The sequence below is a fragment of the Pseudomonas sp. KH_017 genome, assembly GCF_057840285.1.
In genome coordinates, this window is the sequence record NZ_CM174509.1 from 2,831,189 (window position 1) to 2,844,641 (window position 13,453).

The following is a 13,453-nucleotide window of genomic DNA, read 5'->3' on the forward strand; positions in this document are numbered from 1 at the left end:
GGGATTTGTCGGAATCTTTCCCGACAAAAACACTAGGACTTTGTCCGGCGCGTTGATTGGCGTAAACTGCGCCCAAGCCTGCGAGGAGTTTCCATGACCGCTATTACCATCACTGACGCCGCCCACGATTACCTGGCTGATCTGCTCTCCAAGCAGAACACCCCGGGCATCGGCATCCGCGTCTTCATCACCCAGCCTGGCACCCAGTACGCCGAAACCTGCATTGCCTACTGCAAGCCGGGCGAAGAAAAATCCGAAGACACCGCGCTGGGGCTCAAAAGCTTCACCGCGTACATCGACCACTTCAGCGAAGCCTTTCTGGACGATGCCGTTGTCGACTACGCCACCGACCGCATGGGCGGCCAGCTGACCATCAAGGCGCCAAACGCCAAAGTACCGATGGTCAACGCCGACAGCCCGGTCAACGAGCGCATCAACTACTACCTGCAAACCGAGATCAACCCGGGGCTGGCCAGCCACGGCGGTCAGGTCAGCCTGATCGACGTGGTCGAAGACGGCATCGCTGTCCTGCAGTTCGGCGGTGGTTGCCAGGGCTGCGGCCAGGCCGACGTGACGCTGAAGGAAGGCATCGAGCGCACCTTGCTCGAGCGCATCCCTGAGCTCAAGGGTGTTCGCGACGTGACCGACCACACGCAGAAAGAAAACGCCTACTACTAAGGTGTTCGCTGCGAAACGAAAAAACGGCGCCCGTGAGCGCCGTTTTTTTTATGGGGAAATTTCGTTGGCTCCTTCGCGAGCAAGTCGAATCGTCGCACCGCCGCTCCCACAGGGGAATGCATTCCAAGTGGGAGCGGGCTTGCTCGCGAAGAGGGCCTCAGGGCCTGTAGAGATGCGCATGCCCCGCGCGATACAGCGACGATTCACTGAAATGGTCGCTGCCCAGCACCCGACCCACCAGAATCAACGCCGTACGCCGAAACCCCTTGGCTTCAACCTTCCCGGCAATATCCTCAAGCGTGCCCACCACCCAATCCTGATCCGGCCAGCTCGCGCGGTGAACCACGGCAATCGGGCAATCGGCGCCGTAATGGGGCAGCAGTTCCTCAACGATCTTCGCCAGGTGATTGACCCCCAAGTGAATCGCCATGGTCGCGCCGTGCTGCGCCAGGCTGGAGAATTCCTCCCCAGGTGGCATGGCGGTCTTGTCGGCGTAGCGCGTCAGGATGACGCTTTGCGAAATGTCCGGCAGGGTCAGTTCCGCACCCAAAAGCGCTGCGCAAGCGGCTGTGGCCGTCACGCCAGGTACGATTTCGAACGCAATGCCCAGCTCGCGCAGATAGCGAATCTGCTCGCCAATGGCGCCATACAGGCTCGGATCGCCGGAGTGCACCCGGGCCACATCCTGGCCTTTGGCGTGGGCGCTCTTGATCAGGTCGATGATCTGTTCCAGATGCAGTTCGGCGCTGTTGACCACCTGTTCGGCACAGTGACCTTCCAGCACGGCGGCGGGCACCAGGGAACCGGCATAAATGATCACCGGGCAGCTGCGAATCAGCCGCTGGCCCTTGACGGTAATCAGTTCGGGGTCGCCGGGACCTGCGCCAATGAAGTAGACGGTCATCGTCGGTTCCTGTGGGGAAAAAGAGTCTGAACAGGGCTTCAGATGAAGAATGTTCATGATCAAAGGCGGGGATTATCGGTTTTTTACGCAGCGCCGGCCAATGCCAGTGTTGCCTGGGCGTATTTTTGCCGTGGAATCAGCAGTTTTGCCGGGGCCTGGGCCAGTTGTTCCGCCAGGGCCAGTGCGGCGCTTTCCGCCACGCCGTAGCAACCGGTGCGTTCAAACGCTATTTGCGATTGATGACTGAGTTGCGGTTCATAAGCGGCCAGTTGTTCACTGCTGAAATACATCAATTCCAGGCCAAGCTGCTGAGCCAGTTCGATCAGCGCAGGTTCGTCGCGCTTCGAATCGATGCTGGCCAGCGCCTTGATTTCATGACGAGCAATCTGGTGTGCCTCCAACGCCTGATCGAGCAGCGCCAGCAACGTGCTGACAGGGCAGCCGCGCTGGCAGCCCAGGCCGACCACCAGGGTCGGCGCTGTGCTGATATCCGTCATGCGTGGTATTGGCCATCGCTTTTGCGACGGAACAACCAGGCGCTGATCAGGCCCAGGGCCAGCCAGAACGCCACGTTGGTCAGTTGCGAAGCGATTTTGAACTGGGTTTCCAGCGCCTCTGGAGCGAGCATCGAATGCACTTCCGGTTGTGGTGCGCCAATCACATGGGGAACGGCGAGGATCGCCGCGCCGAGGACTTTCATCAGCCAGTGCCGGCTGAACACGATCAGGGCGATACCGACGGCGGTGGAGGCGGCGGTACCGATCCACCACAGTTGCCGTTGTGCCAGATCGGCGGCAGCGGTGCCTGGCAGTTCCGGTGGCAGGCCGAGGGTCGGCGCGAGCACGAACGTCGCATAACCGGCCAGGCCCCAGAGCAGGCCTTGCGAGGTTTTGGTCGGCGCACGCAAGGTGTACAGGCCGGCCAGCATCAGGGCGAAACCGACGGCCACTACCAGGTTGCCACCGGTGGTCGACAGCACGCGCTGCCAGCCGTCTTCCGGCTCCCAGGCTTGTGCGTCGTGGGTATGGGCAGCCATCGCACCGTCGGCGTGTTCATGCATTGCAACAGCGGCCGGTTCGGTTTTTTCGTAGGTCTCGGCCTGCAAAATCAGCGGAGCGACCCAGAAGCTTTGCAGCAGGGTCAGCAGCAGGGCGGCCAGCAGCCCGGTGAAACCTGCGGTTTGCGCAATACGCTTGATCATGTCGACAGCTCTCAATGGCACGGGAACGCGGAGCTGTGACGGGTATCGTGGGCGGCGTTGTGCACCGCTTCGATGTGCGAGAAACCGGCGAAATACACAAGGCTTGCGCCCAGGATCGACGCGCAGACGGCGGCGGCCAGACGTTGGGTCAGGGTTGAGGTGGTGCTCGCGGATGTGTGTTCGGCGCTGCTGATGATCGACATGGCGTTTCCCTCTGGTCTGTCAGCGGGGAATAAGAGCGCATGCAAAAACCCGCACGACCAGGCGCGCAAGGTTTCAAACAGCGCCCGCCCACCGCGGGTTTGTTGGTTCAGTGACCGTACTGGTCACTTTGTGTTGCGGGCCGGTCTCCGGGCTCACGAGGGGCAAAGGCTTGGGCCTGAACCTGAAAGCATCACCTTCCCATGCCGCAGTGGCACAGTGGATCTGACGCTTCGCTCGCTTACCGTTGCGGGGGCAGCACCGGACTGACATGGCTTAAGAGTAAAGCACATGATTCACCGGTTTCCCGTTTCACCCTGTGAAGGGCACCCGTAACAAGGTGTGTAGGAGAGCATGGGCGGGGGTTGGGCGTCAATTGGCAAGGGTTCTCAATTCGGAACCGAGGCGTGGCCTTCGCGAGCAAGCCCGCTCCCACCTTTTACCGTATCCCCATGAAAGAACCCGATTCAATGTGGGAGCGGCGGTGCGACGATTCGACTTGCTCGCGAAGGGATCACCGCCGATTTCAAGTGAACATTGACCCGCCCCAAGACCATGCGTAGCCTTGCGCTTTCGAGGTTCTTCGGCGTTTGCCGAAGCTAAGAAGGGAACGCGGTCGATGCCGCGGCTGCCCCCGCAACTGTGAACGGTGATGTTCGTTGCCACGCCACTGCAGGCTCAAACCATGAGGCCGGCGGGAAGGCGCAGCGAATGCCAGGCTCAAGGCCGGCACACCGTCAGCCAGGAGACCTGCCTCGTCACAGATTCTCACTTTCAACCGGGCGGGGTGATCCGGTGGCGAACTCTTCAGGCACGCGCGTCCGCGTTGTCGGTCGTCGTCCCGTATGCCCGTCACATTAGCCATAGGGCATCCGATGAAAACACTGGCCAAACTCCCCGTCACCATCGTTACCGGCTTTCTCGGCTCGGGTAAAACCACGCTGCTGCGGCACATGCTCGACAACGCCCAGGGTCGCCGCATCGCGGTGATCGTCAACGAATTTGGCGAGTTGGGCATCGACGGCGAAATCCTCAAGCAGTGCTCCATCGGTTGCACCGAAGAAGAAGCCAACGGCCGTGTCTATGAACTGGCCAACGGCTGCCTGTGCTGCACCGTACAGGAAGAATTCTTCCCGGTGATGCGCGAACTGGTGGCCCGTCGCGGCGATCTGGACCACATTCTCATCGAAACGTCCGGCCTGGCCCTGCCCAAGCCGCTGGTGCAGGCCTTCCAGTGGCCGGAAATCCGCAGCGCCTGCACGGTGGATGCGGTGATCACCGTGGTTGACAGCCCGGCCGTGGCCGCCGGCACCTTCGCCGCGTTTCCGGATCAGGTCGACGCCCAGCGCAAACTCGACCCGAACCTGGACCACGAGTCGCCGCTGCACGAACTGTTCGCCGACCAACTGGCCAGCGCTGACCTGGTGATCCTCAACAAAACCGACCTGATCAACCCGGCGGACCTGGCCCGCGTGCGCCTGGAAGTCGCCGAGGAATTGCCGCCAGCGGTGAAAATCATCGAAGCCAGCAGCGGTCGCCTGCCGCTGGACGTGCTGATCGGTCTGGGTGCCGGCTCCGAAGAACACATCGACAGCCGTCACAGCCACCACGACCATCATCACGATGGTGACGATGATCATGACGACCACGATCACGACGCCTTCGATTCGATCTCCATCGAACTGCCGCAAGCCGACGAAAGTCTGCTGCTGGATGCGCTGACCCAACTGGTGGTCCAGCACGGCATCCTGCGGGTCAAGGGTTTTGCGGCGATCCCGAACAAGCCGATGCGCCTGCTGATCCAGGCCGTGGGCACGCGTTTCGACAAGCACTTCGACCGCCAGTGGGGCGCTGAAGAAGCGCGAGTCACCCGCCTGGTGCTGATCGGCCAGGAACTGGACTCCACTGTTCTCGAAGCGCAATTGCGCGCCGCGCTCAGCGTGTAAGCCATGCACCTGCTCAGGACCCAGCCCGGCGGTTTCGTGTCGGATGACAACATTGCCGACCTTGGACAAACCCCCTCCGAGCTGGTGGTCCTGTGCAGCGGCGACTCCAGCCTGGCGCTGCTCGCCGAAGCGGCGCAGCAGTTGCCCGACGATTACCCGAGCGTGCGCCTGGCCAACCCGATGCAGGTGCAGAACCATGCCTCGGTCGATTTGTACGTCGATGAAGTGCTGCGTCACGCCAGGGTGATCCTGATTTCGCTGCACGGCGGCATCGCCTATTGGCGTTACGGCATCGAGCGCCTGGTCGAGCTGTCGCAGCGCGGCGTGCAGGTGATTCTGGTGCCGGGTGATGATCGCCCGGACCCGGAGCTCAGTGACCTGAGCACCGTCGGTGCCGAGGATCGCGACCGGCTCTGGCAGTTTTTGCGCCAGGGCGGCATGGGCAACGCCCTCGATTTCTTCCGCTGCCTGGCCAACCGCTGGCTGGCGCGTGATTACAGCTGGGGCGAGCCGCAAACCCTGCCACGCACGGCGATTTACCATCCGCACAAACACTGCGCCGCACTGAGCGACTGGCAAGCCGATTGGCAAGCGGGTCAACCGGTGGCGGCGGTGCTGTTTTACCGCTCGCATTTGCAGGCGGCGAACACGGCTTTCATTGATGTTTTTTGCCAGCGCTTGCAGGCCGCGGGGTTGAATCCGTTGCCGATCGCGCTAGCCAGCCTGAAAGAGCCCGGTTGTCTTTGCGTGGTCGAGGACTGGCTGGATGAGGCCAGCGTCTCGGTGATTTTGAACACCACCGGCTTCGCCCAATCCAGTCCTGAAGCACCGCATCTGCGCCCGTTTCGCCGCAATATTCCGGTGATCCAGGCGATTTGCGCCCAGGACAACGAACCGGGTTGGCGCGCCAGCGAACAGGGCCTCGGCCCCCGTGACCTGGCGATGCACATAGCCTTGCCGGAACTGGACGGACGCATCATCAGCCGCCCGATCAGTTTCAAGGACCTGGCGTGGCGCAGCGAGCGCAGTCAGTCGGATGTGGTCTGCTACCGGGCCCAACCTGAGCGTATGGATTTCGTTGCCGAACTGGCGCGGCGCTGGGTCGATCTGGCGCGGGTGCCCAATGCTGAAAAACGCATTGCCTTGATTCTTGCCAATTACCCGACCCGCGACGGTCGCATCGGCAATGGTGTCGGCCTCGATACCCCGGCCGCCGCGCTGAATATCCTGCGGGCGCTGCATGCCGAAGGTTATCCGTTGCCGGCTGAGTTGCCGGACAGCGGCACCGCGCTGATCCAGCAGTTACTGGGCGGCGTCAGCAACGATCTCGAGACCCTCGACCAGCGTCCGTGCCAGCAAAGCCTGGGAATGGATGACTATCTGGCGATGTTCAACGCACTGCCCGAAGTCAATCGCGCGGCGGTGCTCGAACGTTGGGGCGCGCCGGAAAGCGACCCGATGTGTCGCAGCGGGCGGATGATGATTGCCGGCCTGCGCTTTGGCCTGACTTTTGTCGGCATTCAGCCGGCGCGGGGTTATCAGGTCGATCCGAGCGCGGTGTATCACGACCCGGACCTGGTGCCGCCCCACGGTTACCTGGCGTTCTACTTCTGGCTGCGCAACACCTACGGCGCCCATGGCGTGATCCACGTCGGCAAACACGGCAACCTCGAATGGCTGCCGGGCAAGGGCGTGGGGCTCTCGGAAAACTGCTGGCCGGACGCGCTGCTCGGGCCGCTGCCGAACATCTATCCGTTCATCGTCAACGACCCGGGCGAGGGCGCCCAGGCCAAGCGGCGCACCCAGGCCGTGATCATCGATCACCTGATGCCACCGCTGACCCGCGCCGAAACCTACGGCCCGCTGCGCAACCTCGAACTGTTGGCCGACGAGTATTACGAAGCGCAACTGCTCGATCCGCGTCGTGCCCGAGAGTTGCAGCGCGATATCCTGCAACTGGTGCGTGACACCCACATCGACCGTGAACTGCAACTGGACGAACAGCTCGACAGCGATGCCGACGCGGCGATCTGGTTGCCGCGACTCGACACTTACCTGTGCGACTTGAAAGAGTCGCAGATCCGCGACGGCCTGCATGTGTTCGGCGAATCGCCCACCGGGCGTTTGCGTATCGACACCTTGCTGGCGTTGTTGCGTATTCCACGAGGCGATGGGCGCGGTGCTCATTCGAGTGTATTGCGGGCATTGGCCAAGGCTTTCGAACTGGGTTTCGACCCGCTCGATTGTGCGCTGGCCGAACCGTGGACAGGGCCGCGCCCCGAGGCTCTTGAGAACATCAGCGAAGAGACCTGGCGTACGGCGGGCGATACCCGCGAACGCCTGGAACTGTTTGCCGCGCAGATGATTTCGGACGCGTTGAACAGCCCCTGTGGGAGCGGGCTTGCTCGCGAAAGCGGTGGGTCAATCGACATAAATGCTGAAGGATCAACCGCTTCGTCGGAACGCCGCCCGGAGACAAGCCCGCTCCCACAAGGGGCCGACTGGATCGAGGTGCAAGCCATCATCGATAGCTTGCGTGAGGTGGTCGCCCCGCGTCTGGACGCCTGCGGTCCGGCGGAAATGCGTGGATTGCTCGATGCCCTGAGCGGTCGCTTCGTCCCGGCCGGTCCCAGCGGCGCGCCGAGTCGTGGCCGCCTGGACGTGCTGCCCACCGGTCGCAACTTCTATTCGGTGGACGTGCGCAATCTGCCGACCACCACGGCGTGGCGCATCGGTTTCCAGTCGGCCAACCTGATTCTTGAACGGCATCTGCAAGACCACGGCGATCATTTGCGCCAGCTCGGTCTGTCGGTGTGGGGCACCGCGACCATGCGCACCGGTGGCGATGACATCGCCCAGGCCATGGCGCTGATGGGCGTGCGCCCGGTCTGGGCCACCGGCAGCCAGCGGGTCGATGATTTCGAGATTCTGCCGCTGAGCCTGCTCGACCGTCCGCGGGTCGACGTGACCTTGCGTGTGTCCGGTTTCTTCCGTGATGCCTTTGCCAATCTGATTCGCTTGTTCGACGCGGCGGTGCAAGCGGTGGCCGACCTCGATGAGCCGGATGACCTCAATCCGTTGGCGGCCAAGGTACGCGCCGAACGTGAAGCCTTGCTGCAGGCAGGGCTCAATGAAGAGGCTGCGCGGCGTCAGGCCGGCTGGCGGATTTTCGGGGCCAAACCCGGTGCCTACGGCGCGGGTGTGCAGGGCGCCATCGATGGTCGCCTGTGGCAGAGCCGCGAGGACTTGGCCGAGGTCTACCTCAACTGGGGTGGCTACGCTTACGGCGGTTCCGACGAAGGCACCGCCGCCCGCGAACAGTTCAGCCAGCGCTTGAGCCAGGTACAGGCGGTGCTGCAAAACCAGGATAACCGCGAACATGATTTGCTCGACTCCAACGATTACTACCAGTTCCAGGGCGGTATGCTCGCAGCGGTGGAAAGCCTGAAAGGCGAGGCCGCGGCCAGCTATCATGGCGACCACAGCCAGCCGGACCTGCCGAAGATTCGCACCTTGAAGGAAGAGCTGAACCGGGTGATCCGCTCCCGGGCCGCCAATCCGAAGTGGCTCGAAGGCGTTAAGCGTCATGGCTACAAAGGTGCGTTCGAAATGGCCGCGACGGTCGACAACCTGTTCGCCTTCGACGCCACCACGCAGTTGATCGACGATCACCAGTACGCGTTGCTGGCCGACGCTTATTTGCTCGACCCGGACACCCGGGATTTTGTCCGCGAACACAATCCCCATGCCTTGCGCGACATGACCGAGCGCATGCTCGAGGCGCAACAGCGGGGGATGTGGAAGGAGCCCGGCGAGTACCGCGAGGCGCTGGAGAATTTGTTGCTGGATATAGAGGAAGACGGCTAATCACCGCAAACCCTGTGGGAGCGGGCTTGCCCGCGAAGGCGTCAACACAGTCGACATCGATTTCGACTGTCAGGCCGCCATCGTCGGAACGCCGCCCGGAGCAAGCTCGCTCCCACAGGGATTGAGGCGCCTGTGAGATCACCGACCATGACCGAGATAAAACAATGACCGATACCCCGCATTTCCCGCTCTCCGCCGTGGTCGGCGCCGACGATTTGAAGCTGGCCCTGTACCTGACCGCCATCGACCCGAAAATCGGTGGTGTCCTGATCGAAGGCCCGCGGGGCATGGCCAAGTCGACCCTGGCCCGTGGTCTGGCGGACCTGCTGGCCAGCGGTCAGTTCGTCACCTTGCCGTTGGGCGCCACCGAAGAGCGGCTGGTCGGCACTCTCGATCTCGACGCGGCACTGGGCGAGGGGCGCGCACAGTTTTCCCCCGGCGTACTGGCCAAGGCTGACGGAGGCGTGCTCTACGTCGACGAGGTGAATCTGTTGCCCGATCACCTCGTTGACCTGCTGCTCGATGTGGCCGCCAGCGGCACCAATCTGGTGGAGCGTGACGGCATTTCCCATCGGCATTCGGCGAAGTTCGTGCTGATTGGCACCATGAATCCGGAAGAGGGTGAACTGCGTCCGCAATTGCTTGACCGTTTCGGCTTGAACGTCGCCCTCGGTGGCCACACCGCGCCGGCCGAGCGCGGTCAGATCATCCGTCGTCGCCTGGATTTCGACAGCGATCCGCAAGGTTTCTGCGCCGAATGGGAATCCGCGCAGGCGTCTCTGCGCGAACGTTGCCAGAGCGCACGCAACGCGCTGGCAAACATTCCCCTCGACGATCAGGCGCTGGCACACATCACCGAACGCTGCTTTGCCGCTGGCGTCGATGGTTTGCGCGCCGATCTGGTCTGGCTGCGCGCCGCCCGGGCGCACGCCGCCTGGCGCGGGGCGAACGCCATCGCCGAAGAAGATATAGACGCCGTTGCCGAGTTCGCCTTGCGCCATCGTCGTCGTGAGCATTGCGCACCGGCGCCTCAGCCATCCCAGTCTGAGCAACCCTCTGAGCCGCAAAAAGCCAACCCGAGCGAAGGGCAGGGCCAGTGGGGTGAGTTGCCTGCCCAGGCGTTGGCGGTCGGCGCACGACGTGAAGTGCCGAGCTGGCCAAAAAAGCCCTAGGCATTCGCCCTCGCTCAGACTCGGGGGCGAATGCCAGACCTCGTGCCGGGCGGCTGGATCACGGCAAACTAGGCAAGCGTCATGCAGCCACCAGCGGCTCGGTCAACTGGCCCGGCACTTTGCTCAATGGCCGACCGCGTCAGCGCGACGACCTGTTATTTCACCTGCGCACTCGCTCGCCCCATGAACTGTGGCTGGTGATCGTTGATGCCTCAGCATCGACCCGCCGTCATCAGGCGTTGAGCGATGCCAAGGGATTGCTGGCACAGTTGTTCGACGATGCCTATCGCCAGCGTGCGCGACTGGCGTTGCTCACGGCCAGCGGTGCCGCACCCAAGTGGCAGGTGCAGGGGTTGAAGGCTTCGACCGGGTTGCGCCATTGGCTCGATGGTCTTGGCGCCGGGGGCGGTACGCCGTTGCTGGCCGCGTTGGGTGAAGCGGGGCAATGGCTTGCGGCACGGCAAAAGCGTTTTCCGGCAGAGCAGCAGCGCTTATTGCTGGTGACCGATGGCCGGCTGAAGGACTGGCCGTTGTTGCCGACGCTGGAGTGCCCGGGGTTGCTGATCGACATCGAGCGCGGGCCGATCCGGCTCGGGCGCAGCAGGGTGTTGGCGGCGCAGTTGCAGGCCGAGTATCGGCATATTGACGAGCTGCTTCCAGGCTGAGCCCTGTCTTGTCTGGGGCGGCCTCTTCGCGAGCAAGCCCGCTCCCACATTTGGAATGCGTTCCCCTGTGGGAGCGGGCTTGCTCGCGAAAGCGGTGGGTCAGTCACCATCCATTTCGGATCATTTGCCCATCGCCTGCCGATACTGCCGGGTGCGCTTGCCAATGTATAACCGGTCGACAATCAACGCCCACAACGCCGAGACTTCAGGTCGGGTTTTGCGCCCACGACTCAAGCGATGCAGCTGGAATTTGACCACCGCCATGCTCGCCAGCGCCGCCAGGGTCTTGCGCTTCCAGCGGATCGGCGGCAGTTGCGGATGACTGTCCTGGCCTTCGCGCCAGTGCTTGACCAAGTGCGGTTCCACGGCCAGCGCGGTGCCGATGCCGGCCATGGCAAGGCCGCTGTCGAGCACCTGTTCGACGATCGCCAAACGGCGGATCCCGCCGGTCACCATCACCGGCATCCGCGCTACGCTGGCCAGTTCGCCGGCCATTTCCAGAAAGTACGCCTCCCGTGCCAGGGTCCGTCCGTCGCGGGCTTCGCCTTGCATGGCCGGTGCTTCGTAACTGCCGCCGGAGAGTTCCAGCAGGTCGATCGGTTGTTCGTTAAGCCACTGGATCACTTGCCGTGCATCATCGGCATCGAAACCACCGCGCTGGAAATCCGCCGAGTTGAGCTTTACCGACACACAAAATTGCGGTGACACCACTTGGCGAACCGCCTCGACGACGGACAACAGCAGGCGCGCACGATTTTCCAGTGAGCCGCCCCATTGATCGGTGCGCCGATTGGTCAGTGGCGAAAGGAACTGACTGATCAGGTAGCCGTGGGCGGCATGGATCTGCACCCCGGTAAATCCGGCTTTCTCGGCCAGTGCGGCGCTGCTGGCGAAGCGAAGGATCACCTCCTGGATGTCCGCCTCACTCATGGGCTTGGGTTCGGCGAACATCTTCGAGAACTGGCCGAGATCGAGCGCAACCGCCGACGGCGCCAAGGCTTGCTGGCCGAGGTTGGCCATGGTCTGGCGGCCAGGATGGTTGAGCTGCACCCAGAAATGCGCACCGCCGGCCCGACCAACGCTGGCCCACTGGCGGAAGCGCTCCAGGTGGCGCTCGTCTTCCAGCGCTACACCGCCGGGGCCGGTCATGGCGCGACGGTCGATCATCACGTTGCCGGTCAGCAACAGGCCGGCTTCGCCCTCGGCCCAGGCCTGATACAGGCGAAACAGCGCCTGGTCGGGCACCTGATCGGTATTGGCCAGGTTTTCTTCCATCGCGGCTTTGGCAATGCGATTGCCGATGGTCTGGCCGTTGGGCAAATTCAATGTTTGGAAGGGTGACATGCTTGACTCCTCGAAGTGATGAGCAGAGGCTAAGCTTAAAGTTAACTTTAATGTCAAGCGAACAAATGAGGCCCCTATGAAGATTGGTGAATTGGCACAGTTGAGCGGGTTGACCGCATCACGTATCCGTTTTTACGAGTCTCAGGGCTTGATCCGCCAGGTCGAGCGTTCTTCCAACGGTTATCGGCGTTACTCGCAACAGGCGCTGCAAACCCTGCAACTCATCCAATGCGCACAACAAGCCGGTTTCAGCCTGGAGGAACTCAAGCAGTTGCTGCCGGATACTGTGACGGGCGCGTTCAAGCACGATGAGTTGATGGCTGGCTTGCATCGCAAGATCGAGCAGATCGAAGAGATGCAACGACACCTGGCCCATAGCAAGGCGCAATTGCTGGGCTGGATCGACACCATTCAAGCCAGGCCCGAAGGCATGAGTTGCGATGAAAATGCTGAACGGGTGATGACGTCATTCAAGCATTAGGTCAGAACGGGCCACGGGGTCGGGATTGCGCATCAGCGTACCGACCCTGCGCGCGCCTGGCTGTGCGGCGCTGGCTCGGAAATCTCGGACAACTTTTCAAGGCACGGCTCACAAGGGTCTCGGAAATGTTGAAGCAAGTGACGTGATAATTTTGTGTGTTCATTGGCGAGCATGGTTGTGCGCCAATTCAAAAGGGAGATCAGGGACATCATGCGAATCAGCATTTTCTGTCGAAAGGATAGAGCGGGAATGCGCTTTGGAGTGCTATTTTGAGTACCTCTAATAGCACTCCAAGGAATAATTTCATGACACATATCGTGCTGTCGCAGGTCGTGGCGAGCATTTCTGAACTGAAAAGAAACCCTATGGGTACGGTTGCTGCAGGTGGTGGCTTGTCAGTTGCGATCCTCAATCGCAATGAACCCGCCTTCTACTGTGTCCCGGCAAAAGAGTACGAAGCCTTGATGAATCGTCTGGAGGATCTGGAGCTGATTGCTCTGTGCAAGGAGCGGGAAAACGATCCAACCATAAAGGTTTCAATTGATGACATATGAACTGGAGTTTTCCGAAAAGGCCTGGAAAGAATGGAAAAAGCTTGGAGAAAACCTGAAGGGGCAGTTCAAAAAGAAACTCAAAGAGCGGTTGGTCAATCCACACGTTCTTGCAGATCGACTCGGAGGGCTTGGTAACGCCTACAAAATCAAGTTAAGAAGTGCCGGGTATCGAATGGTTTACCGCGTGCAAGATGAGGTACTGGTAGTCACGGTAATTGCTGTAGGAAAAAGAGAGCGGGGTGAGGTCTACAAGGACGCTCTCGAACGCTAGCAGTCTGAATGACAGGCTGCATCGAAATGGCCCGGTTCGGCCCGGTTGTGAACCAGATACCCGCCCCCCTGTAGCCAACGGTAGCGCCTGTCTGCCCATGCGTTTGGTAACGCTTTTTTCTGTGTGCACGCATCCCTCTGATTCAAAACAAATTTCAATCCCCCTCACA

Annotated in this window: 13 protein-coding genes and 2 riboswitches; of the genes, 8 read left to right on the forward strand and 5 right to left on the reverse strand. The window is 61.7% G+C overall.

Going from position 1 to position 13,453, the window contains the following annotated elements; all coding sequences use genetic code 11:
* Nucleotides 1-93 precede the first annotated feature (93 nt).
* A complete protein-coding gene (gene nfuA / locus AC3IT6_RS12855; RefSeq protein ID WP_489355984.1) occupies nt 94-678 on the forward strand; it encodes a Fe-S biogenesis protein NfuA in 585 nt (194 codons plus the stop codon).
* Between the two features lie 157 nt (nt 679-835).
* Here nfuA and cobM read toward each other — a convergent pair whose 3' ends face one another.
* The 4 genes from cobM to AC3IT6_RS12875 form a co-directional block, all read right to left on the reverse strand.
* A complete protein-coding gene (cobM, locus tag AC3IT6_RS12860) occupies nt 836-1,582 on the reverse strand; it encodes a precorrin-4 C(11)-methyltransferase (RefSeq protein WP_056724408.1) in 747 nt (248 codons plus the stop codon).
* Between the two features lie 83 nt (nt 1,583-1,665).
* Complete coding sequence (locus tag AC3IT6_RS12865) at nt 1,666-2,079, reverse strand: cobalamin biosynthesis protein (protein WP_223460948.1); 414 nt, start codon at nt 2,077-2,079, stop codon at nt 1,666-1,668.
* A complete protein-coding gene (locus tag AC3IT6_RS12870) occupies nt 2,076-2,783 on the reverse strand; it encodes a CbtA family protein (protein ID WP_489355987.1) in 708 nt (235 codons plus the stop codon). The genes AC3IT6_RS12865 and AC3IT6_RS12870 overlap by 4 nt, the downstream gene beginning before the upstream one ends.
* An 11-nt stretch (nt 2,784-2,794) precedes the next feature.
* Nucleotides 2,795-2,986, reverse strand: a complete 192-nt coding sequence (locus tag AC3IT6_RS12875; protein WP_489304307.1) for a CbtB domain-containing protein — start codon at nt 2,984-2,986, stop codon at nt 2,795-2,797.
* A 121-nt stretch (nt 2,987-3,107) separates the two neighbouring features.
* A riboswitch (cobalamin riboswitch) is annotated at nt 3,108-3,333 on the reverse strand.
* A gap of 210 nt (nt 3,334-3,543) precedes the next feature.
* Nucleotides 3,544-3,756, forward strand: a riboswitch (cobalamin riboswitch).
* A 103-nt stretch (nt 3,757-3,859) separates the two neighbouring features.
* On the opposite strand from AC3IT6_RS12875, the gene cobW reads away from it, so the two are divergent.
* From cobW to AC3IT6_RS12895, 4 genes are all read left to right on the forward strand, one after another.
* Nucleotides 3,860-4,930 (forward strand): cobalamin biosynthesis protein CobW, encoded by a 1,071-nt coding sequence (gene cobW, locus AC3IT6_RS12880; RefSeq protein WP_489355989.1) that lies wholly within the window; start codon nt 3,860-3,862, stop codon nt 4,928-4,930.
* 3 nt (nt 4,931-4,933) lie between these two features.
* Nucleotides 4,934-8,797 carry a cobaltochelatase subunit CobN gene (cobN, locus tag AC3IT6_RS12885; protein ID WP_489355991.1) on the forward strand — a complete coding sequence of 1,288 codons (3,864 nt, stop codon included), beginning with the start codon at nt 4,934-4,936 and terminating at the stop codon, nt 8,795-8,797.
* A 164-nt stretch (nt 8,798-8,961) separates the two neighbouring features.
* Nucleotides 8,962-9,969 (forward strand): magnesium chelatase ATPase subunit I, encoded by a 1,008-nt coding sequence (locus AC3IT6_RS12890; protein WP_489355993.1) that lies wholly within the window; start codon nt 8,962-8,964, stop codon nt 9,967-9,969.
* A gap of 119 nt (nt 9,970-10,088) precedes the next feature.
* On the forward strand, nt 10,089-10,634 hold the full coding sequence (locus tag AC3IT6_RS12895) for a vWA domain-containing protein (RefSeq protein WP_317853287.1): 546 nt from the start codon (nt 10,089-10,091) through the stop codon (nt 10,632-10,634).
* A 120-nt stretch (nt 10,635-10,754) separates the two neighbouring features.
* Here AC3IT6_RS12895 and AC3IT6_RS12900 read toward each other — a convergent pair whose 3' ends face one another.
* Entirely contained in the window at nt 10,755-11,978 is a 1,224-nt protein-coding gene (locus tag AC3IT6_RS12900; protein ID WP_489355996.1) for an NADH:flavin oxidoreductase/NADH oxidase family protein, read from the reverse strand.
* Between the two features lie 76 nt (nt 11,979-12,054).
* Here AC3IT6_RS12900 and AC3IT6_RS12905 point away from each other — a divergent pair, with 76 nt between their 5' ends.
* The 3 genes from AC3IT6_RS12905 (at nt 12,055) to AC3IT6_RS12915 (ending at nt 13,284) form a co-directional block, all read left to right on the forward strand.
* Nucleotides 12,055-12,459 (forward strand): MerR family transcriptional regulator, encoded by a 405-nt coding sequence (locus AC3IT6_RS12905; RefSeq protein WP_489355998.1) that lies wholly within the window; start codon nt 12,055-12,057, stop codon nt 12,457-12,459.
* Nucleotides 12,460-12,764: 305 nt separating this feature from the next.
* Nucleotides 12,765-13,013 carry a type II toxin-antitoxin system Phd/YefM family antitoxin gene (locus AC3IT6_RS12910; RefSeq protein WP_489356000.1) on the forward strand — a complete coding sequence of 83 codons (249 nt, stop codon included), beginning with the start codon at nt 12,765-12,767 and terminating at the stop codon, nt 13,011-13,013.
* Nucleotides 13,003-13,284, forward strand: coding sequence for a type II toxin-antitoxin system RelE family toxin (locus AC3IT6_RS12915; RefSeq protein WP_460156972.1), 282 nt, complete (start codon nt 13,003-13,005; stop codon nt 13,282-13,284). The genes AC3IT6_RS12910 and AC3IT6_RS12915 overlap by 11 nt, the downstream gene beginning before the upstream one ends.
* Nucleotides 13,285-13,453: the final 169 nt, after the last annotated feature.